The organism is Nonomuraea sp. CX421 (genome assembly GCF_059358955.1).
Genome location: NZ_JCADBK010000004.1, coordinates 238287 through 264067, shown reverse-complemented (window position 1 = coordinate 264067; position 25781 = coordinate 238287). Strand labels below are relative to the sequence as shown.

The 25781-nt window shown below is 71.2% G+C and carries 22 protein-coding genes and 1 pseudogene; 13 read left to right on the top strand and 10 right to left on the bottom strand.

All coding sequences use genetic code 11. The annotated features are described in order from the left end of the window. Positions 1-19 precede the first annotated feature (19 nt). The 5 genes from cydB (at position 20) to AC5L3X_RS09890 (ending at position 5643) form a co-directional block, all read left to right on the top strand. Positions 20-985, top strand: a complete 966-nt coding sequence (gene cydB / locus AC5L3X_RS09910; protein ID WP_494856500.1) for a cytochrome d ubiquinol oxidase subunit II — start codon at positions 20-22, stop codon at positions 983-985. Between the two features lie 113 nt (positions 986-1098). Continuing rightward, positions 1099-2085: an Acg family FMN-binding oxidoreductase gene (locus AC5L3X_RS09905; protein WP_494856499.1), complete on the top strand. Its 987-nt coding sequence runs from the start codon at positions 1099-1101 to the stop codon at positions 2083-2085. 110 nt (positions 2086-2195) lie between these two features. Continuing rightward, entirely contained in the window at positions 2196-2408 is a 213-nt protein-coding gene (locus tag AC5L3X_RS09900; RefSeq protein WP_189124677.1) for a heavy-metal-associated domain-containing protein, read from the top strand. Beyond that, entirely contained in the window at positions 2405-3385 is a 981-nt protein-coding gene (locus tag AC5L3X_RS09895) for a DUF8832 domain-containing protein (protein WP_494856498.1), read from the top strand. The genes AC5L3X_RS09900 and AC5L3X_RS09895 overlap by 4 nt, the downstream gene beginning before the upstream one ends. A 29-nt stretch (positions 3386-3414) precedes the next feature. Further along, positions 3415-5643 carry a heavy metal translocating P-type ATPase gene (locus AC5L3X_RS09890; protein ID WP_494856497.1) on the top strand — a complete coding sequence of 743 codons (2229 nt, stop codon included), beginning with the start codon at positions 3415-3417 and terminating at the stop codon, positions 5641-5643. A gap of 260 nt (positions 5644-5903) precedes the next feature. Here the strand turns inward: AC5L3X_RS09890 and AC5L3X_RS09885 are convergent. After that, a pseudogene (locus AC5L3X_RS09885) lies at positions 5904-5966 on the bottom strand (MerR family transcriptional regulator); the annotation flags it as partial. An 85-nt stretch (positions 5967-6051) separates the two neighbouring features. Here AC5L3X_RS09885 and AC5L3X_RS09880 point away from each other — a divergent pair. Next, complete coding sequence (locus AC5L3X_RS09880; protein ID WP_494856496.1) at positions 6052-6768, top strand: methyltransferase domain-containing protein; 717 nt, start codon at positions 6052-6054, stop codon at positions 6766-6768. A gap of 6 nt (positions 6769-6774) precedes the next feature. On the opposite strand, the gene AC5L3X_RS09875 is transcribed toward AC5L3X_RS09880, so the two are convergent. Next, positions 6775-8295 (bottom strand): long-chain-fatty-acid--CoA ligase, encoded by a 1521-nt coding sequence (locus AC5L3X_RS09875; protein ID WP_494856494.1) that lies wholly within the window; start codon positions 8293-8295, stop codon positions 6775-6777. Further along, complete coding sequence (locus tag AC5L3X_RS09870) at positions 8282-9658, bottom strand: PucR family transcriptional regulator (protein WP_494856493.1); 1377 nt, start codon at positions 9656-9658, stop codon at positions 8282-8284. Before AC5L3X_RS09870 ends, AC5L3X_RS09875 begins: the two co-directional genes overlap by 14 nt. Before the next feature lie 193 nt (positions 9659-9851). Here AC5L3X_RS09870 and AC5L3X_RS09865 point away from each other — a divergent pair, with 193 nt between their 5' ends. The 5 genes from AC5L3X_RS09865 to AC5L3X_RS09845 are packed head-to-tail and all read left to right on the top strand — an operon-like array spanning position 9852 to position 14511. Continuing rightward, a complete protein-coding gene (locus AC5L3X_RS09865) occupies positions 9852-10610 on the top strand; it encodes an ABC transporter ATP-binding protein (RefSeq protein WP_494856491.1) in 759 nt (252 codons plus the stop codon). Next, positions 10607-11335, top strand: coding sequence for an ABC transporter ATP-binding protein (locus AC5L3X_RS09860; protein ID WP_494856490.1), 729 nt, complete (start codon positions 10607-10609; stop codon positions 11333-11335). Before AC5L3X_RS09865 ends, AC5L3X_RS09860 begins: the two co-directional genes overlap by 4 nt. A 2-nt stretch (positions 11336-11337) precedes the next feature. Continuing rightward, positions 11338-12219, top strand: coding sequence for a branched-chain amino acid ABC transporter permease (locus AC5L3X_RS09855; protein ID WP_494856488.1), 882 nt, complete (start codon positions 11338-11340; stop codon positions 12217-12219). After that, positions 12216-13238 carry a branched-chain amino acid ABC transporter permease gene (locus AC5L3X_RS09850; RefSeq protein ID WP_494856487.1) on the top strand — a complete coding sequence of 341 codons (1023 nt, stop codon included), beginning with the start codon at positions 12216-12218 and terminating at the stop codon, positions 13236-13238. Before AC5L3X_RS09855 ends, AC5L3X_RS09850 begins: the two co-directional genes overlap by 4 nt. 4 nt (positions 13239-13242) lie before the next feature. Continuing rightward, positions 13243-14511 carry an ABC transporter substrate-binding protein gene (locus AC5L3X_RS09845; protein ID WP_494856486.1) on the top strand — a complete coding sequence of 423 codons (1269 nt, stop codon included), beginning with the start codon at positions 13243-13245 and terminating at the stop codon, positions 14509-14511. A gap of 90 nt (positions 14512-14601) precedes the next feature. Here the strand turns inward: AC5L3X_RS09845 and AC5L3X_RS09840 are convergent, their stop codons facing one another. The 5 genes from AC5L3X_RS09840 to AC5L3X_RS09820 all read right to left on the bottom strand — a co-directional run bounded on the left by AC5L3X_RS09840 (position 14602) and on the right by AC5L3X_RS09820 (position 21289). Next, positions 14602-15825 carry an acyl-CoA dehydrogenase family protein gene (locus AC5L3X_RS09840; protein ID WP_494856485.1) on the bottom strand — a complete coding sequence of 408 codons (1224 nt, stop codon included), beginning with the start codon at positions 15823-15825 and terminating at the stop codon, positions 14602-14604. Positions 15826-15903: 78 nt separating this feature from the next. Beyond that, positions 15904-16881 carry an ABC transporter ATP-binding protein gene (locus AC5L3X_RS09835; protein ID WP_494856484.1) on the bottom strand — a complete coding sequence of 326 codons (978 nt, stop codon included), beginning with the start codon at positions 16879-16881 and terminating at the stop codon, positions 15904-15906. Next, a complete protein-coding gene (locus tag AC5L3X_RS09830) occupies positions 16871-18739 on the bottom strand; it encodes a dipeptide/oligopeptide/nickel ABC transporter permease/ATP-binding protein (protein WP_494856483.1) in 1869 nt (622 codons plus the stop codon). The genes AC5L3X_RS09835 and AC5L3X_RS09830 overlap by 11 nt, the downstream gene beginning before the upstream one ends. Next, positions 18732-19670, bottom strand: a complete 939-nt coding sequence (locus AC5L3X_RS09825) for an ABC transporter permease (RefSeq protein WP_189124665.1) — start codon at positions 19668-19670, stop codon at positions 18732-18734. Before AC5L3X_RS09825 ends, AC5L3X_RS09830 begins: the two co-directional genes overlap by 8 nt. Next, positions 19667-21289, bottom strand: coding sequence for an ABC transporter substrate-binding protein (locus tag AC5L3X_RS09820; protein ID WP_494856481.1), 1623 nt, complete (start codon positions 21287-21289; stop codon positions 19667-19669). Before AC5L3X_RS09820 ends, AC5L3X_RS09825 begins: the two co-directional genes overlap by 4 nt. A 144-nt stretch (positions 21290-21433) precedes the next feature. Here AC5L3X_RS09820 and AC5L3X_RS09815 point away from each other — a divergent pair, with 144 nt between their 5' ends. Beyond that, the gene (locus AC5L3X_RS09815) at positions 21434-22120 is read left to right on the top strand and encodes a TetR family transcriptional regulator (protein WP_494856480.1); all 687 of its coding nucleotides are present in this window, start codon (positions 21434-21436) and stop codon (positions 22118-22120) included. Positions 22121-22600: 480 nt separating this feature from the next. On the opposite strand, the gene AC5L3X_RS09810 is transcribed toward AC5L3X_RS09815, so the two are convergent. Beyond that, positions 22601-23152 (bottom strand): MarR family winged helix-turn-helix transcriptional regulator, encoded by a 552-nt coding sequence (locus tag AC5L3X_RS09810; RefSeq protein WP_494856478.1) that lies wholly within the window; start codon positions 23150-23152, stop codon positions 22601-22603. On the opposite strand from AC5L3X_RS09810, the gene AC5L3X_RS09805 reads away from it, so the two are divergent. Beyond that, entirely contained in the window at positions 23142-23525 is a 384-nt protein-coding gene (locus AC5L3X_RS09805) for a tautomerase family protein (RefSeq protein WP_494856477.1), read from the top strand. The genes AC5L3X_RS09810 and AC5L3X_RS09805 overlap by 11 nt on opposite strands. A 114-nt stretch (positions 23526-23639) precedes the next feature. On the opposite strand, the gene recD2 is transcribed toward AC5L3X_RS09805, so the two are convergent. Then, positions 23640-25754, bottom strand: coding sequence for an SF1B family DNA helicase RecD2 (recD2, locus tag AC5L3X_RS09800; RefSeq protein ID WP_494856476.1), 2115 nt, complete (start codon positions 25752-25754; stop codon positions 23640-23642). Positions 25755-25781: the final 27 nt, after the last annotated feature.

Below are 25781 nucleotides of genomic sequence, written 5' to 3'. Positions count from 1 at the left end.
CTACTAAGGACTGCACGTCATGGAACTCACCACCGTCTGGTTCGTACTGATAGCCGTGCTGTGGACCGGCTACTTCGTTCTTGAGGGCTTCGACTTCGGGGTCGGCATCCTGCTGCCCTTCCTGGGACGCGACGAGGCCGACCGGCGCACCATCGTCCGGTCCATCGGGCCGGTGTGGGACGGCAACGAGGTGTGGCTGCTGGTGGCCGGCGGCGCGACCTTCGCCGCCTTCCCCGAGTGGTACGCTACCCTGTTCAGCGGCTTCTACCTGCCGCTGTTCCTCATCCTGCTGGCGTTGATCATGCGCGGCGTGGCCCTGGAGTATCGCAACAAGAGCGACAGCACCAAGGGCTGGGACCGGGCCTTCTTCTGGGGCTCGCTCGGCCCCGCCCTGCTGTGGGGCGTCGCGTTCACCAACATCGTGCGCGGCGTGCCGCTCGACGCCGACCACGAGTACACCGGGACGCTGTTCACCCTGCTCAACCCGGTCGCCCTGCTCGGTGGTGTGGCCACGCTGCTGCTGTTCACCCAGCACGGCGCCGTCTTCCTCGCCCTGCGCACCACCGGCGACCTGCGGGCGCGGGCCGTCCGGGCCGCCCGGCTGCTCGCCCCGGTCACCATTCTCGTGGGGCTGGCGTTCCTGCTCGTCGTCCGGTCCGGGGCCGTCTCCTGGGCCGCCCTGGCGCTGGCCGTCGCGGGCCTCGCCGGCACCCTGGTCGCCACCCTGATCGGCCGTGACGGCTGGGCGTTCACCGCCAGCGCCGTCGCCATCGTCGCGGTCACGGCCACCCTGTTCACCAGCCTGTGGCCGAACGTGATGCCCGCGCTCGACCCGGCCAACAGCCTGACCGTGGTCAACGCCGCCTCCAGTCCGTACACGCTCACGGTGATGACCTGGGTCGCGGCCATCTTCACGCCCCTGGTGCTGATCTACCAGGGCTGGACGTACTGGATCTTCCGCCGCCGTCTGACGGGAGCGTTCTGAGGGGAGGCCGGTCGGGTGAAGGCCGACGGTCCCTGGCCGGAGGGGACCTTCGGCCCTCACCGTGTCCCTCCGGCCGTGATGAGCTGGACTGGACACCGGTTGGAGGTAGCGCCATGACCACTCGAACGCCAGAGCAGCGGGAGGACGCGATCAGGGCGGCGCTGGAGGCCGGTCGCTGGGCGCCGTCCGTGCACAACACGCAACCCTGGTCCTTCTCCGTGTCCGGCGAGGTCGTCAGCTTGCGCGCCGACGTCGACCGCAAGCTGCGCGTGGAGGACAGCTCCGGGCGGGAGCTGCTGATCGGCTGCGGCGCCGCCCTGTTCAACATCCGTACGGCCCTGCGGTGCGCGGGTTTCGAGCCCATCACCCGGGTGCTGCCGGACCCCGACCGCCCGTCGCTGGTGGCGACCGTGGGAGTCGGGGCCCCGATGGAGCCCGACGAGCACACGCGGCTGCTCGGCGGCGAGTTCGAGCGGCGGCGCACCCACCGGGCGGGGTTCACCGACCTGCCCGTTCCGGAGCGGCTGGTCGAGGCGCTGGTCGGCGAGGCCAGGAGCGAGGGGGTCAGGCTGACGCCGGTCGTCGCGCCCGGGGCGGTCGAGGTGGTCGCCGCGCTCACCCGGGCCGCGCAGGAAGTGCAGGCGCAGGACCGGCGCTTCAGCCTGGAGGTGATCCGCTGGGCGCGCCCGCCGGGCAGCGGCCGCGGTGACGGGGTGCCGGCCGGGGGCTACCCGCGCGAGGCGGCGCCGACGGAGCCGAGGTTCGCGCAGCGTGACTACGCCTGGCGGCACGAGTGGGGCAGCGAGGCCGACCAGAGCAAGTCGGCCTCGACCGGGGTGGTCGCCTTGCTGACCACGTCGGGCGACAGCCGCGAGGACTGGATCGCCGCCGGTCAGGCGTTGCAGCGGGTGCTGCTGCGGGCCTCGGCGCACGGGGTCAGCGCCGCCTTCCACACGCAGGCGCTGGAGATGTTCCACCTGCGCGAGTTTCTCAGGGCCGAGCTCTGCTCGGGTGAGTTCCCGCAGATGATCGCCCGGTTCGGCATCACGTTCGACGACAAGGACGCCGTTCGCCGGCCCCTGTCCGAGCTCGTCGACTGAGGCCGAACGCATGCCGGACCGGCATCCCGTTTGCCTTCGATATAGGGTGGGGGGGTATGGTATGAATGAACCTGTTGTTCGGAGAGCACACTGATGAGGGGTTGACGAGGATGAGCACCAGCACCTATGTCGTCGAAGGCATGACCTGCGGCCACTGCGTGAGCTCGGTCAAGGAGGAGGTCGGCCAGGTCGAAGGTGTCACCTCGGTCGAGGTCGAGCTCGACGGCGGGCTGCTGACGGTCGGCAGCGACGGCCCGGTCGAGCAGGCGAAGATCAGCGCCGCCGTCGAGGAGGCCGGCTACACGCTGGTGTCGCGGTCGTGAACACCGCGGCCAAACTCGGCGTCTACGCCCTGGGGCTCGCCGTCGTCTTCGGCGGAGCCCTGGGGGTGGGCGCGGCGGTGGGGGGGACGGCGGCCCCGGCGGCCCCGGCCCCGCACGACACCGCCCAGCAGGGCCACGACACAGCCTCCCCTGCCGCCGAGCAGGGCCACGACACCGGGCACGCGTCCCCTGAGCAGCCGGAGGACAATACCCCCGGGGGGCTTCAGGTGTCGCAGGGCGGCTACACGCTGACCCCACTCACCACCGCGATCAAGCCCGGCGAGCGCACCGAGTTCAGGTTCGTCGTGACGGGCCCTGACGGACGCCCGGTCACCGGCTACGACGTGGCCCACGACAAGAAGATGCACTTCATCGTGGTCTCCCGAGATCTGGGCAGCTTCGCGCACCTGCACCCCGAGATGAGCCCCGACGGCGTCTGGTCGGTCAAGATGACCTTCCCGGCCGCCGGGCCCTTCCGCGCCTTCGCCGACTTCGCCCCCACGGGCAGGAGCGGCCTGACCCTGGGCACCGACGTGTTCGTCGCGGGCGACTACCAGCCCCAGGAGCTGGAGCCGGTCAGCCGCACGGCCGAGGTCGGCGACTACACTGTGACTCTCGACGGTGACCTGGTGCCCGGCCGGTCCGGCAGGCTCACGCTCACGGTGAGCAAGGACGGCAAGCCGGTGACCGACCTGCAGCCCTACCTCGGCGCCTACGGCCATCTGGTGGCGTTGCGCGCGGGCGACCTGGCCTACCTGCACGTTCATCCCGATGAAGCCGGCACGGCCGGTTCCCGGATCGCCTTCGACGCGGAGGTGCCGAGCGGCGGTGACTACCGGATGTTCCTGGACTTCAAGCACCAGGGCGTCGTACGAACCGCCGACTTCACCGCCAGCGCGGGCCCCGCGCGGCCGGCCGCGACACCGGCGGCCACGCCCGGTGACGACGATCACAGTGACGACGGCCACGGTCACTGACGCGGACGCGACACGAGAAAGGAGAGATGATGTCCCAGCACACGTCTCACCTCACCGATGACACATCACACCAGGCGGTCGAGCTCTCGATCGGTGGGATGACGTGCGCCTCCTGCGCCAGCCGCATCGAGCGCAAGCTCAACAAGCTCGACGGCGTCACCGCGACGGTCAACTACGCGACCGAGAAGGCCAAGGTCACCTTCCCCGGCAGTGTCGAGCCGCGCGACCTGATCGCCGAGGTGGAGAAGGCCGGCTACACCGCCGCGCTGCCCGCCCCGCCCGCCGAGCCGGACGCCGAGGAGGAGCCCGACGACGGGCTGCGCTCGCTGCGCCAGCGGCTGATCACCGCGATCGTGCTGAGCGTGCCGGTGATCGCGATGGCGATGATCCCGCCGCTGCAGTTCACCTACTGGCAGTGGTTGTCGCTCACGCTCGCCGCTCCGGTGGTGGTCTACGCGGGCTGGCCGTTCCACAAGGCGGCCTGGACCAACCTGCGCCACGGCGCGGCGACGATGGACACACTGATCTCGATGGGCACCCTGGCGGCGCTGGGCTGGTCGCTGTGGGCGTTGTTCCTCGGCACGGCCGGCATGCCCGGCATGACCCACCCGTTCGAGCTGACCATCCAGCGCACCAGCGGCGCGGGCAACATCTATCTGGAGGCCGCGGCGGGGGTGACCGCGTTCATCCTGGCCGGCCGCTACTTCGAGGCGCGTTCCAAGCGCCGGGCGGGCGCGGCGCTGCGGGCGCTGCTGGAGCTGGGCGCCAAGGACGTCGAGCTGGCCGACGGCCGCCGGGTCCCCGCCGACCAGCTCACGGTGGGCGACCGGTTCGTGGTCCGGCCAGGAGAGAAGATCGCCACCGACGGCGTGGTGGAGGAGGGCAACTCGGCGGTCGACGCCTCCATGCTGACCGGCGAGTCGGTCCCGGTGGAGGTGCGCGAGGGCGATCCGGTCACCGGCGCGACCGTCAACGCCGGCGGCAGGCTCGTGGTCCGGGCGACCCGGGTGGGCTCCGACACCCAGCTGGCCCAGATGGCCAGGCTGGTGGAGGAGGCCCAGACCGGCAAGGCCCAGGTGCAGCGGCTGGCCGACCGGATCTCCGGCGTCTTCGTGCCGATCGTGATCGCCCTGTCGGTGGCCACGCTGGGCTTCTGGCTCGGCACCGGCGGCGGCGCGGGCGCGGCGTTCACCGCGGCGGTGGCCGTGCTGATCATCGCCTGCCCGTGCGCCCTCGGCCTGGCCACCCCCACCGCGCTGCTCGTCGGCACCGGCAGGGGCGCCCAGCTCGGCATCCTGATCAAGGGTCCCGAGGTGCTGGAGTCGACCCGCGAGGTGGACACGATCGTCCTGGACAAGACCGGCACGGTCACCGAGGGCCGGATGACGCTGACCGGCGTGCACCTGGCCGAGGGGGAGCAGCGTGAGGAGGTGCTGCGGCTGGCCGGCGCGCTGGAGCACGCCTCCGAGCACCCCATCGCCCAGGCCGTCGCCCGCGCCGCCCGGTCCGACGCGAAGGTCGAGGACTTCGCCAACGTCGAGGGGCTCGGCGTCCAGGGCGTCGTCGACGGGCACGCGGTGCTCGTCGGCCGGCCCCAGCTGCTCAGTGAGTGGTCCCAGCACCTTCCCGCCGAGCTGGCGCGGGCGGTCGAGGAGGAGCAGACGGCCGGCCGTACGGCGGTCGCCGTCGGCTGGGACGGCCGGGCGCGCGCCGTGCTGGTCGTCGCCGACGTGGTCAAGCCGACCAGCAAGGAGGCGATCGAACGGCTGCGCGGGCTCGGGCTCACCCCGGTGCTGCTCACCGGCGACAACGAGGCCGTCGCCCGCACGGTCGCGGCGGAGGTGGGCATCGACGAGGTGATCGCCGAGGTGCTGCCCGCCGACAAGGTCGAGGTGGTCAAGCGGCTGCAGGCCGAGGGCCGGGTCGTGGCCATGGTCGGCGACGGGGTCAACGACGCCGCCGCGCTCGCCCAGGCCGACCTGGGCCTGGCCATGGGCACCGGCACCGACGTCGCCATCGAGGCGTCCGACCTCACGCTGGTCCGGGGCGACCTGCGGGTGGCCGCCGACGCGCTGCGCCTGTCGCGGCGCACGCTGGCCACCATCAAGGGCAACCTGTTCTGGGCCTTCGCCTACAACGTGGCCGCCCTGCCGCTGGCCGCCGCGGGTCTGCTCAACCCGATGATCGCCGGGGCCGCGATGGCGTTCTCCAGCGTCTTCGTGGTCACCAACAGCCTGCGGCTGCGCGCGTTCAAGTAAGCGCGTTCAGGCCCGCCGCGGGGGCGGGGCCTGGCGTCCCGAAGATCCGTTCGTCCAGCATGGCCTGGAAGTTGCGGCAGCTCATGAAGTCCTCGTGGTCGCAGTCGAGGGCGCAGTCGATGAGCTCCAGTGACGCCCGCGCCTGGGCGATGCGGCGGGCAAGGGCGGCCCGGTGGCGCGACAGGACCGCGCGCCGGGCCGCCGGGCCCGTAGCGGCGGCGGTCGCCTTGGGCGCGGACCGGCGAGAGCAACCCCATCGACTCCCAGTGCCGCAGAACGTGGGTGGCGAGGCCGAACCGGGCGGCCACGTCGCCGATGCTCATCGTCGCGCTTGACTTCATGCCGACATTAACTTGCATGCTGGGCCGCATGTCGACACCAACCTCTGCGGAATCGCTCATCCGCCTCATGGACGTGGCCGAAACCCTGCCCTCCGCCGTGGCGCTGCGTACGCGCTCGTACGAACTGCTCGAACTCGACGCGGGCGCGAGCGTGGTGGACGCCGGCTGCGGCACCGGCCGCGCGGTCGTGGAGCTGGCCGAACGGGGAGCCCGGGCGGTCGGAGTGGACGCCGCCGAAGAGATGGTCGCGGCGGCGCGGAAGCGTTGGCCGGGGCACGACTTCCGGCTCGGCGACGTCTACCGGCTGCCGCTGGGGGACGGCGAGGTGGCCGGCTACCGGGCCGACAGGGTCCTGCACATGCTCACCGACGCCCCGCGCGCGTTGCGGGAGGCGAGACGGGTGCTCGCCCCCGGGGGCCGGATCGTCCTCATCGGGCAGGACTGGGACGCCTTCGTCATCGACTCCGACGACCCCCGGCTCACCCGCCTGATCGTGCACGCCCGCGCCGACCTGGTGCCCGACCCGCGCGCGGCCCGCCGCTACCGCAACCTGCTGCTGGACACCGGGTTTGAGCAGGTGGACGTCGAGGTGCACACGGCCGTCTTCACGGACGAGACCATACTGCCCATGCTCACCGGGCTCCCGGAGGCCGCCCGAGCCGCCGGTGCCATCACCGGCGAGCAGCACGCGGCCTGGACCGCCGAACAGCGCGAACGCGCCCGGAACGGCCGCCTGTTCCTGGCCCTGCCGCTCTTCGTGGCCATCGCACGCCGCCCGTGCTGAGGCTCTTCAGCGAGGGTTCGGGCGGCGGCTCGCCGCCGCCCGGCCGCGGACGGCCGTCTCCGGCAGCGAGATCGCGCGTTTGAGGATCTTGCCGGTGGCCGTCACCGGCAGCTCGTCCACGAACGAGACGTGCCGCGGATACTTGTACGCCGCCACCCGCTCCTTCACGAAGGCGCGCAGGTCGTCGGCCTCGACCGGCACCCGCAACGCCACCACGGCCGCGATCTCCTCGCCCAGCTCCGGATGGGGCACCCCGATGACGGCGGCCTGCCGGACGGCGGGATGCTCGTAGAGCACCTCCTCCACCTCACGCGGGTAGACCGTGTAACCGCCTCGGATGATCACGTCGCGGCGCCGGTCGACCAGGAAGAAGAAGCCGTCCTCGTCGACCCGGCCGAGGTCGCCGGTGTGGAACCAGCCGCCGCGGATCGCCTCGGCGGTCGCGTCGGGGTTGTTCCAGTAGCCCTTCATGACGTTGGGGCCCCGGACCACGATCTCGCCGATGTCGCCGCGGGGCACCTCGTGGCCGTCGTCGCCGACCACCTTCATCTCGACGCCCTTGACCGGGTAGCCGATGGACCCGGGCCGACGGGCGGGGCCGCCCCGGTTGGACGCGGCCACGGCCGAGGTCTCGCTGAGCCCGTACCCCTCCACGATGGAGCAGCCGAGGCGCGTCTCGTACTCGCGCAGCACGTCGAGCGGGAGCGCGGCACCGCCGGAGACGCAGACGCGCAGCAGCGACATGTCGCCTGCCCCCGGATGGTCGAGCAGCGCGATGTACATGGTGGGCACGCCCTGGAAGACGGTGACCCCGTCACGGCGGATGACCTCCAGCGCCCGGCCCGCCTCGAAGCGCGGCAGCAGCGTGAGGCGCGCGCCCGCGTGCACGGTGGCGTTGAGCGAGCAGGTCAGGCCGAAGGCGTGGTAGAGCGGCAGCGCCCCGAGGACCACGTCGTCCACGCCGAGCGCGTGCATGCGGGCGACCGTGGCGGCGTTGCCGTCGAGGTTGCCATGGGTCAGCTCGATGCCCTTGGCCCGGCCGGTCGTGCCGGAGGTGTAGTGGATGAGGGCGGTGTCGCCGGGCGCCCTCGGGGTGATCTCGTACTCGGCCGCGATGCCGCGCAGCAGCCGGCGGAACTCCTCGGGCACCACGAAGAAGCAGTCGGTGCCGGAGGCCGCGGTGCCGGCCTCGGCGGTCTCGGCGTAGGCGTGCCAGGCGATCAGCAGCCGGGGGCCGCAGTCGGCGACGTAGGAGGAGATCTCGCGCCTGCGCAGCAGCGGGTCGAGGGGGACGACGACCGCGCCGACGCGCAGCACGCCGTAGTAGACGACGGCGAACTCCGGCACGTTGGGCAGCATGATCGCGACCCGGTCGCCGACGCCGATGCCGCGCCCGCGCAGCATCGCGGCCACGCGGGCGCTCATCAGCTCCAGCGCGTCGTAGGTGAGCTCGGCCCCGTCGAGTGTGAGGACCGGCCTGCCGCCGAGCCGCGCGGTGGCGGTCTGGAGCCGGTCAGCGAGGTTCATGGAACGACCGTACGCCCGCGCTCCCACGGTGCTCATTGGTCGCGGTGGCCAGTCTTTCCCGCCCGGAGTTGGGCGGCAGAGAGTCGTGCAGCGCGATCGCCACGAGCAACTCCACGAGGTCGTTGATCCGGCGCAGGCTGCGGCCGGTGCGCTCCTGGATCCGGCGCAGCCGGTACTGCGCGGTGTTGGGATGGATCTGCAGCCGCTCGGCCGAGGCGCGCAGGTTGAGGTCGGCGGCGGCGAACGCGCGGATCGTCGCGGTGAGCACGCCGCCGCGCGCCCGGTCCTCGGCCAGCAGCGCGGTGATGCGCGGATCGACGAGGTGCCGGGCGGTGTCGTCGGCCCGCAGCGCGAGGTACTGGAACGGGGTGATCCTCGGCAGCGCCGCCACGCCGCCGTCCTCGGGCAGGAACTCCAGCACGGCGCGGGCCTCCTGGTAGGCCTGCGGGATCCCGCTGGTGCCGGTGACGACGGTGCTGATGCCCATGGCCAGCGTGATGCCCTCGCCGAGCAGGCTCTCGCGCACCGCCTGCAGCCGGTCGCACAGCTGCTCGGGGTCGCCGCCGGGGCCGAGCGCGGGGATGGCCACGATCTCCGACTGGCGCACGACGGACAGGGTGCGGGTGCCGTTGCCGCCGGTGCGGGCGATCGCCGCGCAGGCCGCGTGGCGGGCGTCGGCGCCCTGGTCGGGGCCGCGCCGCACGTCGGACCGCGAGCCGATCAGCACGGCGATCACCACGAGCAGCGGCGTGCGCGCCTCGGGGCCGAGGCCGTGCGCCTGGGCCGCGGCGAGCTGCCGGCCGCGCGTGGGCACGCCGCCGGCCAGCAGTGTCTCCAGCAGGTCGCGGCTCTCGCGCACCGCCTCCGCCGCGGCGTACTGCTGGAACTCCATGTACGCGTTGGCCGCGTGCGTGCTGGCGAAGTCGCAGTAGCGCATGAGCGGGGCCGCGAGCGCCAGCGCGGCCTCGTGACCGGCGAACGAGTGCCCGGCCCGCTCGACCACCGACTCCCAGAACACCTGCTGGCCGACCCGGAACGCGTTGATGTAGTCGGCCAGGGCGATCCCGGCCCGCGCGCGCCGCATCGCCGCCCGCCGGGTGTAGGCGATGTCGTCCAGCGTCACCGTGCGGTCCTCCAGGAGGACGGCCAGCTTGCCGCGGTAGTGGCGCGCCACCTGGTCGCGCACGTCGGCGTGGAACGCGTCGTCCATCGCGGCGTAGGCGGGGATCTCGGCGCACATCGTCGTGACCGCGGCGCCGGCCAGCTCGTCCAGGCCGGCGAGTAGTTCGGAGAGGATCCGGGCGCGTTCCGCGCGGACCGTTTCCGCACCAGTGAGCGTTTCCAAGCTGAAACCACTGGACATGCCGGGGATCATCCATGGTTGTCGCCGACAGGTCAACGGGTCGTAACCGGTCCGAGACAGATGCTGTGCTCTGCGGACAACTCCCCCCGAACTTCTTGGGTGTCCGTACCCAATGCGGGCGGCGACGGGCGGATCCTACGCTGACCCCAACTTCAGAACATTGTTCTCCACCCGCTGCGTCCCAGGAGGCCGGATGCTGGAGGTACACGATCTCACCGTTCGCTTCGGAGGCATCACGGCGCTGGACGGCGTCGGCTTCTCCGTGCGGCGCGGCGAGATGGTGGGGCTGATCGGCCCGAACGGCGCCGGCAAGACCACCCTGTTCAACTGCCTGACCCGGCGCTACGACGCCGACTCGGGCACGGTCACGTACGAGGGCCGGAGCCTGCTCGGCGTGGCCCCGCACGCCATCGCGGCGCTCGGCATCGCCCGCACCTTCCAGAACCTCGGCCTCTTCCCGCGCATGTCGGTACGGGACAACGTGATGGTCGGCGCGCACCACAGGGGCCGGGCCGGATTCCTCACCGCGGGCCTGCGGCTGCCGGGGGTGGGCGGCGAGGAGCGCCGGCTGCGCGCCGAGGCCGACGAGGTGCTGACCCGCCTGTCGCTGGCCGAGGTGGCCGGGCACCCGGCGGCCGGGCTGCCGTTCGGCACCCTCAAGCGGGTGGAACTGGCCCGGGCGCTGGTCGGCCGGCCGAGGCTGCTGCTGCTGGACGAGCCGGTCAACGGGCTCAACTCGGCGGAGGTGGAGGCGTTCGCCGGCACGCTGCGCGCCATCCGCGACGACCTGGACGTGACCGTGGTCGTGGTCGAGCACCACATGGGCTTCGTCATGGGCACCTGCGACCGGGTCGTGTGCCTGGACTTCGGCCGCAAGATCGCCGAAGGCCCGCCCGCCGTGGTTCAGCGCGATCCCGGCGTCATCGAGGCGTACCTCGGGACCGCCGTATGAGTGCGCTGGTGGTGACCGACCTGCACGCCGGGTACGGGGACGCCCGGGTGCTGCACGGCGTGAGCCTCAGCGTGGGCGAGGGTGAGGTCTGCGCGATCCTCGGCCCCAACGGGGCGGGCAAGACGACCCTGCTGCGGGCGCTGTCGGGCATGGTCAGGACGCGCGGGACCGTCCGGCTCGGCGGCGCCGACCTGGCCGGGCGCTCGCCCGACACGATCGCCCGGCAGGGCGTCGCGCACGTCCCCGAGGGGCGCGGCACGTTCATGCCGCTGACCGTCGAGGAGAACCTGCGTCTCGGCGCGTACGTCCGGCGGGCGAGCCGGCGGGCCAGGGCCGAGGTGGACGCCGACCTCGAGCGCATCCACGGCTACTTCCCGGTGCTCAAGACCCGGCTGAGGCAGGCGGCGGGCAGCCTCAGCGGGGGTGAGCAGCAGATGCTGGCCATCGGCCGGGCGCTCATGCTGCGGCCGAGGCTGCTGCTCCTCGACGAGCCGTCACTGGGCCTCGCCCCGCTGGTCACCCGGGAGCTGTTCCGCATCGTGCGGACCATCAACGAACAGGAGCGGACCACCGTGGTCGTCGTCGAGCAGAACGCCCATCTCGCCCTCGGCATCGCCCAGCAGGCGCATGTCCTGGAGACCGGCAGGATCGTGCTGTCGGGCACGGCGGAGCAGATCCGGGCCGACGAGCAGGTCGCCCAGTCCTACCTCGGTTACCGAGTCTGACGATGACCGGTTTCCTGCAACAGCTCGTCCAGGGCCTCGGCACCGGCGCGATCTACGCCAGCCTGGCGCTCGCCCTGGTGCTCATCTACCAGTTCACCGGCATCGTCAACTTCGCGCAGGGCGAGCTGGCCATGTTCTCCACCTACCTCGCCTGGCAGTTCACCGCCGCCGGGATGCCGTTCTGGCTGGCCCTGGCGCTGACGCTGGCGGTGTCGTTCGCGGGCGGCATGCTCATCGAGCGGCTGGTCATCCGGCCCGTCGAGGGAGCGCCCGAGCTGACCGTGGTGATCGTCACCGTCGGCCTGTTCATCTTCGTCAACGCCGCCGCCGGGTGGATCTGGACGTTCCTGATCAAGGACTTTCCCAACCCGTTCCCCGGGGGCGCGCTGGAGGCCGGCGGCCTCCGGGTGAGCTACTCGACGCTCGGCGTCCTCGTCGTGGTCGGTCTGGTCATGGGCCTGCTCTACCTGCTGTTCCAGCACACCAGGATCGGGCTGGGCATGCGGGCCGTGGCGACCAACCCCGACTCGGCCCGGCTCGTCGGCATCCGGGTCGGCTGGACACTCGCGCTCGGCTGGGGTCTCGCGGCCACCGTCGGCGCCGTGTCGGGCGTCCTGGTCGCGCCGCTGCTCTTCCTGGAGCCGAACATGATGGGCGGCGTCCTCATCTACGCCTTCGCCGCGGCGACCCTGGGCGGCTTCGACAGCCCGGTGGGCGCGGTCGTGGGCGGCCTGATCGTCGGCGTCGCCGAGACGCTGGCCGGGGCGTACGTCGGGTTCATCGGATCCGATCTCAAGGTCGGGGTGCCACTGCTGATCATCCTGGGCGTCCTGCTGCTGCGGCCCCAGGGGCTGTTCGGACGAGCGGCGGTGGAGCGGGCATGAGCGACACGGCGGAGGTCACGCGGGTGGACGCGCCGACCCGGGCGGGAGCCCTCAGGCGGGTCGCGGCCGAGCGGTGGCGGTGGATCGTGCTGGCCGCCCTGTTCGCGGCGGCCTGCTACGCGCCCTTCCAACTGGTGCCGTTCCGGGTCTTCCAGTTCACCATGGTGCTGGTCTACGCGGTGGCGCTGCTGGGGCTCAACCTGCTCGTCGGCCACGCGGGCCAGATCTCCCTCGGGCACGGCGCGTTCTTCGCCGTCGGCGCGTACGGGGCCGCGATCATGCTGGACCGGTTCGAGCTGCCCTACCCGGTGACGCTGCCGATCGCCGCCGCCGTGGCGTTCGTGATCGGGCTCGCGCTCGGGCTGCCGGCCATGCGGTTACGCGGCCTCTACCTGGCCCTGGTGACGCTGGCCATGGCGATCTTCCTGGTGCCGCTGCTCAAGCGGTTCGAGGAGGTGACCGGCGGGTCCATGGGGCTGACGCTGCCCAAGCCGGCCGCGCCCGCCTGGACCGGGCTGGCCGAGGACCAGTGGCTGTACTTCCTCGCCCTGGCCGTGGCCGTCGCCGCCTTCCTGTCGGCGTACAGCCTGATGCGCTCGCGTGTCGGACGGGCGCTGCACGCCATCCGCGACAACGAGGCGGCGGCCGAGACCATGGGCGTGCGGCTGTCGTTCTACAAGACACTCGCCTTCGCCTGGAGCGCGATGTTCGCCGGAGCGGCCGGCTGCGTCTACACCTGGGTGATCGGCTTCGTCTCGCCGGACTCGTTCGCCGTGACGCTCTCGATCACCCTGCTGGCCGGCCTCGTCGTCGGCGGCCTGGGCTCGCTCTCCGGACCGCTGCTCGGCGGGCTGTTCGTGATGTTCGTGCCCAGCATCTCCCAGGACGTCAACGAGGCCGCGCCCGGCGTCATCTTCGGCCTGTTGATCATCGCGGTGATGTACGTCGCTCCGACCGGACTCGCCGGGCTGACCGGACGCGCGGCGCATTCGATCAGGAAGACTCTCCGGAAGGAGTAAAGGAATGCGGGTAACTGCGATCGGCTGTACGGCTGTGCTCCTGCTCGCCATGACGGCTTGCGGCGGGCGGGAGGAGGCGGGCGGCACCGGCACGACGGCCACAGGTGAGTGTCAGGGGCAACAGACGACCGGCATCACCGACAAGAGCCTCAAACTCGGCGGCATCTATCCGCTGTCAGGCCCCGCCTCCGCCTACGGCGCCATCCCCAAGGGCATCAAGGCGTACTTCGACTTCGTCAACGCCGAGCAGAACGGCATCGGCGGGCGCAAGGTCGAGTTCCTGGTGCGGGACGACGGCTACCAGCCGCCCAAGGCCGTGGAGGAGGCGCGCAGGCTGGTCGAGCAGGAGAAGGTGTTCGCGCTCTTCCAGACACTGGGCACCCCCTCGACCACGGCCACCTGGGACTACGCCGACCAGCAGAAGGTGCCCCAGGTCTTCGTCGCCACCGGCGCGTCCACGTGGGGCACCGACACCGCCCATCCGTGGACCATCGGCTGGCAGCCCAACTACGTCTCCGAGGCCCGCGTCTACGCGCAGTACCTCAAGCAGGAGAAGCCCGAGGCGAAGGTGGCGGTGCTCTTCCAGAACGACGACTTCGGCAAGGACCTGCTCGGCGGGTTCAAGCGGGCCCTCGAGGGCACCCAGGTCAAGATCGTGGCCGAGCAGAGCTACGAGGTCACCGATCCCAGCGTCGACCCCCAGATGAGCAACCTCGCCGAGTCGAAGGCCGACGTGTTCCTCAACGTGACGACGCCCAAGTTCGGCTCCCAGGCGCTGGCCGCCGACGCCAAGAACACGAGCTGGAACCCGGTGCACATCGTCAACAACGTCGCCGCGTCCGTCACCGTGCTCAAGCCCGTCGGGTTCGAGAACGTGCAGGGCGTCGTGTCCTCCACGTACTACAAGGACCCCAACGACCCGACGTGGCAGAGCGACCCGGAGATGATGCGCTACCAGGCGAAGATGAAGCAGTACGCCCCCGACGCCGACCCGGCCGTCCCCTACCACGCCTTCGGCTGGGCGGTGGCCAGCAGCTTCCACAAGGCCATGGAGGCGGCCAAGTGCCCGACCCGCGAGGGGCTGCGCGACTCGGTGCGCGCCCTCGGCAACGTGCAGGTCGACATGCTGCTGCCGGGCGTGACGATGAGCACCGGACCCGATGACGGGTTCCCCATCGAGTCCATGCAGCTCATGACGTTCAAGGGCGAGCGGTGGGAGCTCTTCGGCGACGTGATCGACACGCGCAAGGAGTTCGGCCCGCTCACCGGCTGACGGACGGACGCGCGGCCGGCCGGTCGCGACACGGCCGGCGCCGTGTCACGGCCGGTGCCGGGTGACGGCCGGCCGTGACCTACGGCGCCGCTACAGGGGCAGGCCCCCTGTGGCGGCGCTGGTCGATCCGGTGGTGCGGTAGGCGTCGATGGTCCGCTCGGCGATGCGCATCTGGTGGATCTCGTCGGCGCCGTCGGCGAAGCGGGCCCAGCGGGCGTGCTGGAACATGTGGGCCAGCGGCGTGTCGGTGGAGTAGCCGAGCGCGCCGTGCACCTGGATCGCCCGGTCGATGATCCGGTTGAGGCTGTTGGCCACGAAGTGCTTGGCCATCGACACCTCGGTCCGGAAGTCCTCGCCCTTGTCGATCTTCGAGGCGGCGTGCAGCACCATCAGCTTGCACTGGTAGAGCTCCATCGCCGAGTCGGCGATCAGCCACTGGACCCCCTGCTTCTCGGCGAGCAGCGAGCCGTGGCTGTACCTGTTGAGCGCCCGGTCGACCATCATGTCGAGCGCCGTCTCCGCCTGGGAGATCCAGCGCATGCAGTGCGCGAGCCGCGCCGGGCCGAGGCGGTACTGGCCGAGCCGGTGGCCGTCGCCGCGCCCGCCGAGGATCTGACCGTCCGCCACCCGCAGGTCCCTGATGACGATCTCGCTGTGGCCCGTCGAGCCGTGCATCGTCTCGACCTCGCGGACGTCGTGCCAGCCCTCCTGCGGCAGGTCGATGAGGAAGGCCGTGTTGGCGCCGCGCGCGCCCTCGGGCACGTCGGTCTCGGTCCGCGCGATGAGGATGGCGAAGCTCGCCCGCCGGGCGTTGGAGATGAACCACTTGTGGCCGTTGATGACCCACTCGTCGCCGTCCTTGACGGCGGTGGTGCGGATGAGCGTCGGGTCGGAGCCCGCCACCTCGGGCTCGGTCATCGCGAAGCACGACATCGTGCGGCCGTCGAGCAGCGGGCGGAGGTACTTCTCCTTCTGCTCGTCGCTGGCCCAGTGCAGCAGTGTGTGCATGTTGCCCTCGTCGGGCGCCTGGCAGTTGAGCACCCACGGGCCGAGCCGCGTCTTGGCCGCCTCCGACTGGACCATGGCCAGCTCGACGTGGCCGAGGCCCATGCCGCCCCACTCCTTGGGCATGTGCGGCAGCCAGAGCCCCTCCGCCCTGGCCTTCTCGCGCAGCTTGAAGATGGTCCGCAGGTAGGTGTCGCGGTCGCCCTCCTCCAGGTCCTCGACGGCCGGGATGACGGTGCCCTGGATGAAGGCCCGCACCCGCTTGCGGATCTCCTCGTGCTCGGGGGCGAGGGTGAAGTCGATGGCCATGCTGCTCCTTGAATCTGGTTCCGTCTCAGTCTCTTCTGGTGCAGCCTGTTCCGGAAGAACAGCCTGTTTCCGGAAAAATCAGGCTGTTTCCGGGAAGTGGCAGGCCACCCAGTGGCCGCCGGTCAGCGGCCGGATCTCCGGCTCCTCCTCGGCGCACCTGGAGGCCGCTCTCGGACACCGGGTACGGAAGCGGCAGCCGCTCGGCGGGTCGACCGGTGACGGCGGCTCACCCTTGATCAACCGGTCGGCCGGGGGCAGGTCGAGGCCGCTGCCGGGGATCGAGGCGAGCAGCGCCCGGGTGTAGGGGTGGGCGGGCCGCTCGATCAGCTCGGTGCTCGCGGCCAGCTCGCACATCTTGCCGAGGTACATCACCAGGATCCGGTCGCTGACGTTCTTCACCACGGCCAGGTCGTGGGCGATGAACACCAGCGTGAGCCGGTAACGCTCCTTGAGGTCCTCCAGCAGCCCGAGGATCTGCGCCTGCACCGAGACGTCCAGGGCGGACACCGGCTCGTCACAGATCACCACCTCCGGCTCCAGCACCAGCGCCCGCGCGATGGAGATGCGCTGGCACTGGCCGCCGGAGAACTCGTGCGGCCGCCGCACGGCCGCGGTCGCCGGGTCGAGCCCGACGGCCTCCAGCACCTCGTCCACCCGGTCGCCGCCGGCGCCCCACACGCGGGTGCCCTCGCTGACGATGTCGCGGACCCGGCGGCGCGGGTTCAGCGACGAGATCGGATCCTGGAAGATCATCTGCAGCCGCCTGCGGGTGCGCCGCAGCGCCTCGCCGCGCAGCGTGGTCAGCTCGACGTCGTCCAGCCGCACCGAGCCGCCGCGCGGCGGCGGCAGTTGTACGAGCGCCCGCGCGGTGCTCGACTTGCCGCACCCCGACTCGCCGACGATGCCCAGCGTCTCGCCCTGCGCCAGGTCGAAGCTCACTCCCGACACCGCCCGCACGGTACGGCCCCGCCCCGCGGGGAACTCCACGACCAGGTCCTCCACCTGGAGCAACACCTGGTCGCGGGGACGAAGATGGGCGTTTCCGCTACCGGCCACGGCTCTCGGCTCCTTCGCTGATCGGGCTGCCGGTGGGATACCAGCACGCGTACAGATGACCGTCCTCAAGCAGCTCCGGAGCCTCGGTCACGCACCGGTCGCGGGCGTGGGCGCAGCGCGGCTGGAAGGCGCAGCCCGACGGCAGGTCCACCAGGTCCGGCGGCCGGCCGGGGATGACCCGCAGCCGGTGGTGCGCCGGGTCGGTCAGCCGGGGCGCCGCCTGCAGCAGCGCCTCGGTGTACGGCATGCGGGTGCGCCCGAAGATCTCGGCCGTGGGGCCGCGTTCCACGACCTTGCCCGCGTACATCACGATGACCTCGTCCGCCCACTCGCGCACCACCGCGAGGTCGTGGCTGACCAGGACGACCGCCATGTGACGCTCCTCCCGCAGCCGGTGCAGCAGCCGTAGCACCTGGTCCTGGATGGTGACGTCGAGGGCGGTCGTGGGCTCGTCGGCGAACAGCACGTCGGGGCCGCACGAGAGGGCCATCGCGATGGTGACCCGCTGCCGCATGCCGCCCGACAGCTGGTGCGGATAGCGGCCCAGCATCCGTCCCGGATCGGGGATCCCGACCTGGGCGAGCAGCCGCGCGGCCTCCTCGCGGGCCTGCGTCCGGTTCATCCCGAGGTGCACCCGGAGCGGCTCGGCCAGTTGCGCGCCGATCGTCCGCACCGGGTTGAGCGCGGTCATCGGGTCCTGGAAGACGGTGCCGAGGCGCGGGCCGAGGATGTGCCGCATCTCCTCGGGGGTGCGCCGGGTGAGGTCGTCGCCGTCCAGGTAGACGTTGCCGCTCCGGTCGACGCCCGAGCCGGGGAGCAGGCCGAGGATCGAGCGGATCAGCATCGACTTGCCCGAGCCCGACTCGCCCACGATGGCCAGCGTCCTGCCGCGCTCCAGGGTGAAGGAGACCCCGTCGACGGCCTTGACCAGGCCGCGTTCGGTGACGAAGTGCGTCCGCAGGTCCTCGACCTGGAGCAGGCTGTCGCCCACCGCGTGGACGGGGGCGGCGGGGGCCGCCGGAGGCGCCTGCCGTACGGGCTCCAGGCCGCTGTGCCGGACGTCGGTCAGCGCCCTCAGCCGGTCGCCCACCAGGTTGAACGAGAGCACCGTCAGGAACATGACCAGCGACGGCGCCAGCACCACGTGCGGCGCGTCGTCCATCAGGGTGCGGCCCTCGTTGATCAGCCCGCCCCAGGTGGGCGTGGGCGCCTGCACCGACAGCCCGAGGAAGGCGAGGCTGCCCTCGGCCACCACGACCACGGCCATCCCGATGAACGCGTAGGACGCGGCGGGCACCGCGACGTTCGGCATGATCTCCCGCCACAGGATCCTGCTGTCGCGCACGCCCAGCACCCGGGCCGCCAGGACGAACTCCCGGTCGGCGAAGGAGAGCGTCGCGCCCCTGATCAGCCGGGTCCACGCGGGCACGCCGAGCACTCCGAGCACGATCAGCACGTTGCGCAGGCTGGCCCCCGCGAACGCCACCACGGCCAGCGCGAAGACCAGCGACGGGAAGGCCAGCGCGACGTCGTTGAACGCCATGATGATCGCGTCCGTCGCCCGCCTGCGGTAACCCGCCAGGATGCCGAGCGGCCCGCCGATGGCCAGACCGAGCAGCACCGCGCCGATGCCCACGCCGAGCGAGACCCGCGAGCCGTGCACGACCCGGCTGAACACGTCGCGCCCCAGTCCGTCGGTGCCGAACGGGTGGTCGGCGCTGGGGCCCGACCGGGGCGGCCCGGCCAGCGTCTCGTCGTAGCGCGCGATGGGCAGCAGGTCGGCCAGCAGCGCCCCGGCCAGCACCAGCAGGATCCAGCACGCCGCGATCCAGAACCCGGGGCCGAGACGCCTACGCATGCCGGATCCTCGGGTCCACGGCGGCGTACACCAGGTCCACCACGAAGTTGACCAGCACGTAGCCGACCGAGATCAGCACGACGCCTCCCTGCACGGTCAGGTAGTCGCGGGAAAAAATGGAGTCGACGATGAGCCGGCCGATGCCGGGCAGCCCGAAGAGCGTCTCGATGATCACGGTCCCGCCGATCAGCGCCCCGAGGTTCAGCCCGACGGCGGTGATCAGCGAGATCGTGGACGGGCGCAGCGCGTGCCGCCACAGGATGCGCCGCGGCGACAGGCCGCGGGCGCGCGCCAGCGTGATGTAGTCCTCCTGCAGCGTCGCGATCAGGTCGGTACGCAACAGCCGCGCGTAGACGGCGAGCTGCCCCGCGCCGAGCGTGATCGCGGGCAGCAGCACCGAGGTGATGTTCCACCCCAGATCCACCGAGATCGGAGTCCACCCGGTGGCCGGCAACACCTGCCAGGTGACGGCGAACACCAGGATCAGCAGCACGCCGAGCACGAACACCGGGGTGGACAGCAGCGCGAAGCTCATCGCGGTGAGCACCTGGTCCAGCGTGCCGCCGGCCCGGCGGGCCGCCGCCACGCCCACCGGAACCGCCAGCCCCAGCGCCACGATCTGCGCCGCGACCAGCAGTTCCAGCGTGACCGGCAGCCGCTCGGCCAGCTCCTGCGCGACCGGCACCTGGTTGATGTACGAGGTGCCGAAGTCGCCGGTGACCAGGCCGCCGAGCCAGTCGGCGTACCGGACCAGCAGCGGCTGGTCCAGGCCCAGTTCCTGGCGGAGCTGCGCACGGGCCTCCTCGGTCGCCGACAGGCCGAGGATCTGCGTCGTCGGGTCACCGGGGAGCAACCCGAGCAGGGCGTAGGACAGGAACGTCACCACGAGCAGGACCACCAGGAGCCGGACCAGCCGGTGCAGGAGGATCACTGCTGGGTGATCCAGACGCCGGAGAAGGGGTGGTAGGGGATGGGTGAACCGGTCATGGGCAGCCCCTTCTCCCCGTCCGGCAGCACGTGCTCGCCGATGCCGTGCACCGTGGTCTTGGCGATGACGGCGCCGGTGTCGAGGTGGTCGACGAACACGTACGGCACCAGCTCACGCAGCCGCTGCTGGACGGTGGCGTACGCCTGCTTGCGCGTCGCCTCGTCCGGGCTGGTGCGGCCCACGTCGAAGGCCTGGCTGAGCTTGTCGTCCTTGAGCCGGGTGAAGTTCAGCGCGATGGAGCCGACGGGCCCCGCGTACCCCTTGTGCATCCAGATGTACTCGCCGTCGGGGTCGGGTGAGGAGAACTGGGTCCACACGGTCGCGGCGAAGTTGCCGGTGACCGCGCGGTTGATCAGGTCGGCCTGGTCGGCCTGCTTGATCGTCACCTCGATGCCCGCCTTGCGCCACATGTCCTGCGCCAGCTCGATGCCCTGCATGGTGTTGGGGTCGGGAGTGGAGATGATCTCGAACTTGATCGGTCCCTTGTCCGCCTCGACCTCCTTGACCAGCGTGGTCGCCTTGGCCAGGTCGTACTCCGGGTAGCCGCCGCCCTCGGCGTACCACTTGGAGTCCTTCGACCAGGGGCCGTCGGCCTCCTTCGTGAGCCCGCCGCGCAGCGTCGAGATGACCGCCTTGCGGTCCATGGCGTGCGCCAGCGCCTTGCGAACCCTGATGTCGTCGAAGGGCTTGACGGCGGTGTTGAGCATGAACATGTACTCGGCCACGGCCATGCCCTGCGACCGCTGCACCGTGAAGGCGTCCTTGAGCGCGCCGAACTTGGTGATGTCCTCGTCGCGGCTGGTGCCCATGGCGTCGAGCTGGCCCGCCTCCAGCGTCTGCGCGCGGGTCTGGCTGTCGGGCAGGATCCGGAACTCGATCTGGGTCAGGTACGGCAGGCCCTTGCGCCAGTAGTTGGCGTTCTTGGCCACGACGAACCTGCTGTCGGGCACGTACTCCTGGAAGGTGAACGGCCCGGTCCCGACGGGCTTCTGGCTCGCGCCCCGGGGATCGGCGAGCGACGACGGCGGCACGATCATGCCGATCTGCGCCGCCAGATAGTACGGGAAGGCCACCCACGGCTGCTTCAGCTTGACCTTGACCGTCTTAGGGTCGACCAGCTCGAACGACGAGACCGGCGCGAGCACCGCGTTGTTGAGCGGCGACGCCTTCTGCGCCTCCAGGTTGGCCTTGACCACCTCACCGGTCAGCGGCGTGCCGTCGGAGAACGAGATCCCCGACCTGACCGTGATCGTCCACTCGTCGGACTTCTTGTTGGGCGTCAGGGACTCTGCCAGGTAGGGCTTCCAATCGCCGTTGACGTCCACGCTCACCAGCGGCTCGATGATCGTCGTCGCCATGCTGTAGCTCTGCGCCGCGAACTGGTCGGTCACCGGGTTGAATCCGGCGGCGTCGGCGCTGAGCCCGTACACCAGCTTCCCGCCGACCACGGGTTTCGTCGGGTCGGAACTCTTCTCACTGACGGCCACGGGTCGCTGCCCGCTGCACGCCACCAATACCACCGAAGCCAGCGACAACGCCGCCAGTCTTCTCCAGCGTTTCATCCACGCCTCCTCCCGGTCGTCCCCCCGAGAGCAATTTCACCGATAGTACTATCGGTGAGGAAACTCACAAGTGTCCAGTAGCGATCGTTATCCAGGGACGCTCGGAGATACTGTTATCGGCGACAAGCAAGAGGGAGGTGGCCCGTGAGCAGCACACCGCTCAGCAGGAGCGAGGCCAAGGACCTGACCCGGCGCAGACTGATCCGCGCGGCTCTGGCCATCCTCGACACCGAAGGCGAGACAGGGCTGACGACCGTCAAGGTCGCCAAGGCCGCGGGCATCGCCCAGTCCAGTTTCTACGTGCACTTCAAGGACAAGCAAGATCTGCTGCGGGTGCTCGGCGACGAGGGCGGCGACCGGCTGCGCCGGTCCATGCGGGAGGCGCGGCGCCGGGCCCGCGAGGCGCCCGACGTCACCGAGCACCAGCGCGACACCTTCCGCATCCCGCTCGAAGCCATCTGCCGCCACCCCGAGCTGCTGCGCATCCTGCACCGCGCCCGGCACGACCCCTCCTCGTCCATGCACGAGTTCGCCAAGGAGGCCTCACTCGCCTACCGCGACCACCACGCCGCCGACCTCGCGGCCCTCGGCTACACCGCCGACAACGAGCGTGACCGGCGGCGGCTGGAGATGATCGCCGAAGGCATCAACGCCGCCACCAACGCGTTGGCCCTCGGGCATCTGGAGGGGCGGTATCCCGATCTGGAGGAGGCCGTGGACGTGCTGGTCTCGTTGTCGAAGGGGGCGCTGCGGATGCTCAAGTCGTCCAGCGCCGCCGCCGCTGCTCGTGAGGTCGGTCCGGTCGTCGGCGGTGCCGGGCCCGGAGGGTGAGTGTCGTTGCCGCTCGGGCATCTTTCTCAGGTTGCGGGGCGCGCGGAGCTTGTGAGGCTTCTTGTGGTGGGCGCCTGGTCCGCGGAGGCGGGTGGGCGTTCCGGCCGACCGCGATTGCCCGGGGTCTGGTGTTTTTCGCCTTCGGCCTTGTTCCGGGCGCGGGGGTACTTGGCACGGTCTTAAGTCGGCCGGAACGCCCACCCGCCTCCGCTTCACGGTGTCCGGCCGCCCAGCTTGCCCGCCGTAGAGCGGGCCCGGCATTGTCGTCGTTCTACTCGCCGATGCTGAAGCGCCTTTTCCCGTCTTTGGCGGCTTGTCGCCGTAGCTGAAGCCGTCACTTGCCGGCACAGTGCGGGCCGGGCGCCGCAGCCGTGGCCCGTCGTCTGACGCCCGCTCCCGTCCATGGGTGCTGGGCCCCGACCAATCCCGCGTCTTGGCCGGCCGCCACAGTCTGGCGCTAGGGCGGGACCGGGCAGCCGGTCAGCTTCGTGGTTCGTCGTTCGGTTGCGGGTCGCGGCGTTCCAGCGCGGCCTCGAAGGAGCGGAGTGCGGTGACGACGGTCGCGCGTTCGGCGGGTGACAGGTCGTTCATGACGTGTTCCCAGGCGGTGGCGCTGCCGGACAGCCAGGCCCGGATCGGTTCGGCGTAGGCCGGGGTGATGGCGATGATGCGGCGGCGACGGTCGGCGGGGTCGGCGGTCCGCTCCAGAACGCGTGGCCGCACCAGTTCGCTGACCATGAGGCTGACGGTCGTGGGCGCCACCTCTAGCCGATCGGCGAGCTCGTTCACGCTGGCGGGGCCGTCATATTCCAAGTGGGCCAGCAGGGCCAGGTGCCGGGGCGCCAGGTCGAGGTCCCGCAGCTGCGGCGGAATCGGCAGGCGTTTGGCACGGCCGACGAGCCGAGGCATGAGCAACAGCAGCGTGCGGACGGCCTCGTTGACGGCGATACCACCCGCCTCGGTGGACATCAGCAACCCTTCACCAGTATCTTTAAGCTCAAAGCCTTTAAGGTTAAAGAAAATGAGGTCCACTGTGCCGCATCTGACCGCCCATCTTCCAGACACCAGGCTAGCGGGCAACGAACCCGAGCTCGTGACCGCCCTGACCGAAGCGATCGTCGGCGTCTACGGTGAGTGGGCGCGGCCGCTGGTGAGCATCCGGCTGTCCGGCGTTCCCGCGGGCCGCTTCGCCCAGGGAGGCGTGCCCGTGGACACCGGCGCTTCGGTCACGTTGGGTGTCCGGTCAGGTGTGTTCGAACGCCCGGACGCCGCCGAGATCACTGCCCGCCTCGGCGCCGCCCTCACCGACGCGATCACATCGGTCCTGGGCGAGGAACTCCGCCCAGGCACCATGGTCGAACTTTTCGCCTCTCCTCCTGAGCGGACCTTCGTCGGCGGGCGATGACGATCGTCTCGCTGGGCTGGGCGCGAGCGCCCGCCAGCGGCTCCACCTGGACGAATCTCGTTAGGGTTGGCTCCCATCCCCGCTTGTACGACTACATGCGCGACCTGAGAGAGGTCACTGGAGGGTCTGGGTCAGGCGGCGGGTGAGCATGGTGTTGCGGGGGCGGCCGAGGCGGGCGACCGCGAGCTCCAGGGCCCTGCGGTCGCCGACGAGCACCACCCACGAGCGGGCCCGGGTGACGAGGGTGTAGAGGAGCCTGCGGCGCAGCATGATGCCGCCCGCCTCGGCGACGATGGGCGCCACCACGAACGGGTATTCGCTGCCCTGCGAGCGGTGCACGCTGATGGCGTAGGCGTGGGTGAGGTCGTCGAGCTCGTCGAAGCCGTAGGTGACCGGGTCGCCGTCGTCGATGACGAGCTCGACCTGGCGCTGCTCCTGGTCGATCCGGGTGACCGTGCCGGTCTCGCCGTTGAAGACGCCCTTGTCGTAGTTGTTGCGGATGGGCATCACCCGGTCGCCGACGCGGAAGACCGAGGCGCCCGACCAGTGCTCCGGCTGACCGTCGCGGGCCGGGTTGAGGCGTTCCTGGATCAGGCGGCCCAGCTCGGCGGTGCCGGCCGCGCCCCGGCGCATCGGGCACAGCACCTGCACCTGGCCGGGGTCCACCCGCTGCTTACGCGGGATCGCCACGGTTGCCAGGTGGACGACCCGCTCGGCGACGGCCTCGGGGGTGTCGACCTCCTCGAACCAGAAGCCGCCGCCGCCCGGGATCGCGGGCAACTCCCCGGACCGGATGCGGTGGGCGTTGCGGACGATGCCGCTGCCGTCCGCCTGGCGGAAGACGTGCGTCAGGCGGACGCGTGGGATCTCCTCGGCCCGCAGCAGGTCGGAGAGCACGCTGCCGGGACCGATGCTCGGGAGCTGGTCGCTGTCGCCGACGAGCAGCAGGTGGCTGCCCGAGGGGACCGCCGAGCAGAGCCGGGTGGCCAGGTGCAGGTCGAGCATGGACGCCTCGTCGACCACGATCAGGTCGGCCTGCGCGGGCACCTGGTCGAACAGGGCGTCGGGGTCGGGCTCGTGCGCCAGCATCCGGTGCACGGTCATCGCCGGCAGGCCGGTGAGCTCCGACAGGCGCTTGGCCGCCTTGCCGGTCGGCGCGGCCAGCGTCACCCTGCCGCCCATCGCCCGCGCCGTGGCCGCGATCACCCGCACCGTGTGGCTCTTGCCGCAGCCCGGCCCACCGGTGAGCACGGAGACGGTGCTGGTCAACGCCATGGTCACGGCTGCGCGCTGGTCGTCGTGCAGGTCGGGATCCTCGCGGAAGTCGCGCAACGGCAGCGTCGAGCGGGCCTGCCAGAGCCGGGCCAGCTGCTCGGCCAGCTTGACCTCGCGGCTGTGCAACTCCTTGGAGTAGACGACCACCTGGTCAGAGGCCGCCTCCACGACGATCCGCCGCTCGGCCGTGAGGGCGTCGATCACCGGGCGTAGCAGGTCCTGGTCCTGGTCGATGAGCTCGGCGGTCTGCGTGAGCAGCGCGGTCATCGACAGGTAGCAGTGGCCGCCGCTCGCCGCCGCCGACTCCAGCCGGTCGAGGAGCGCCGCCCTGATGCGTTGCGGGCTGTGCTCGGACACGCCCGACCGCAGCGCGATCCGGTCGGCGGTGTGGAAGGCGATGCCTCTGACCTGGCCGATGAGCTGGTAGGGGTCCGATTTGAGGATGCCGGCCGAGTCGGAGCCGTACACCTGGTAGATCTTGGCCGCGAGCAGTGGGCTGATGCCGTAGCCCTGGAGGACCACCATCAGCGCGGCGATCTCCTTCTGCTCCCGCCACGCCTCGACGATCTGCGCCTGCCGGGCCGGGCCGATGTTGACGACCTCGGTGAGCCGCCCCGGCTCGGTGTCGATGACGGTGAGCGTGCTGTCGCCGAAGTGGGAGACGATGGCCTGCGCGAGGCGCGGGCCGATGCCCCGGATCAGGCCCGAGCCGAGGTAGAGCTGGATGGCCCGGACCGTCGACGGGACGACCCGCTCGCAGGTCGCCACCTGGAAGCGGCGGCCGTGACGCGCGTGCTCACCCCACTCGCCGGTGAGCCGGAGCGTCTCCCCGGGCTGCACCCCGGCCAGCGCCCGCCCGGTGGCGACGAACCCGGCCCCCTGCTCGTCGGTCATCCGGGCGACGGTGTATTCGTCCTCGCGGACGTACACGAGCTGCTCGACCGAGGCGTCCACGGCAAGAATCCAATCATCCCTGTACGG

Excerpts from the sequence above, each read along its gene's own strand:
- cydB (WP_494856500.1), top strand. The coding sequence starts at position 20 with ATGGAACTCACCACCGTCTGGTTCGTACTGATAGCCGTGCTGTGGACC.
- AC5L3X_RS09905 (WP_494856499.1), top strand. The coding sequence starts at position 1,099 with ATGACCACTCGAACGCCAGAGCAGCGGGAGGACGCGATCAGGGCGGCG.
- AC5L3X_RS09900 (WP_189124677.1), top strand. The coding sequence starts at position 2,196 with ATGAGCACCAGCACCTATGTCGTCGAAGGCATGACCTGCGGCCACTGC.
- AC5L3X_RS09890 (WP_494856497.1), top strand. The coding sequence starts at position 3,415 with ATGTCCCAGCACACGTCTCACCTCACCGATGACACATCACACCAGGCG.
- AC5L3X_RS09880 (WP_494856496.1), top strand. The coding sequence starts at position 6,052 with ATGGACGTGGCCGAAACCCTGCCCTCCGCCGTGGCGCTGCGTACGCGC.
- AC5L3X_RS09875 (WP_494856494.1), bottom strand. The coding sequence starts at position 8,295 with ATGAACCTCGCTGACCGGCTCCAGACCGCCACCGCGCGGCTCGGCGGC.
- AC5L3X_RS09870 (WP_494856493.1), bottom strand. The coding sequence starts at position 9,658 with ATGTCCAGTGGTTTCAGCTTGGAAACGCTCACTGGTGCGGAAACGGTC.
- AC5L3X_RS09865 (WP_494856491.1), top strand. The coding sequence starts at position 9,852 with ATGCTGGAGGTACACGATCTCACCGTTCGCTTCGGAGGCATCACGGCG.
- AC5L3X_RS09860 (WP_494856490.1), top strand. The coding sequence starts at position 10,607 with ATGAGTGCGCTGGTGGTGACCGACCTGCACGCCGGGTACGGGGACGCC.
- AC5L3X_RS09855 (WP_494856488.1), top strand. The coding sequence starts at position 11,338 with ATGACCGGTTTCCTGCAACAGCTCGTCCAGGGCCTCGGCACCGGCGCG.
- AC5L3X_RS09850 (WP_494856487.1), top strand. The coding sequence starts at position 12,216 with ATGAGCGACACGGCGGAGGTCACGCGGGTGGACGCGCCGACCCGGGCG.
- AC5L3X_RS09845 (WP_494856486.1), top strand. The coding sequence starts at position 13,243 with ATGCGGGTAACTGCGATCGGCTGTACGGCTGTGCTCCTGCTCGCCATG.
- AC5L3X_RS09840 (WP_494856485.1), bottom strand. The coding sequence starts at position 15,825 with ATGGCCATCGACTTCACCCTCGCCCCCGAGCACGAGGAGATCCGCAAG.
- AC5L3X_RS09830 (WP_494856483.1), bottom strand. The coding sequence starts at position 18,739 with ATGCGTAGGCGTCTCGGCCCCGGGTTCTGGATCGCGGCGTGCTGGATC.
- AC5L3X_RS09820 (WP_494856481.1), bottom strand. The coding sequence starts at position 21,289 with ATGAAACGCTGGAGAAGACTGGCGGCGTTGTCGCTGGCTTCGGTGGTA.
- AC5L3X_RS09805 (WP_494856477.1), top strand. The coding sequence starts at position 23,142 with ATGAGGTCCACTGTGCCGCATCTGACCGCCCATCTTCCAGACACCAGG.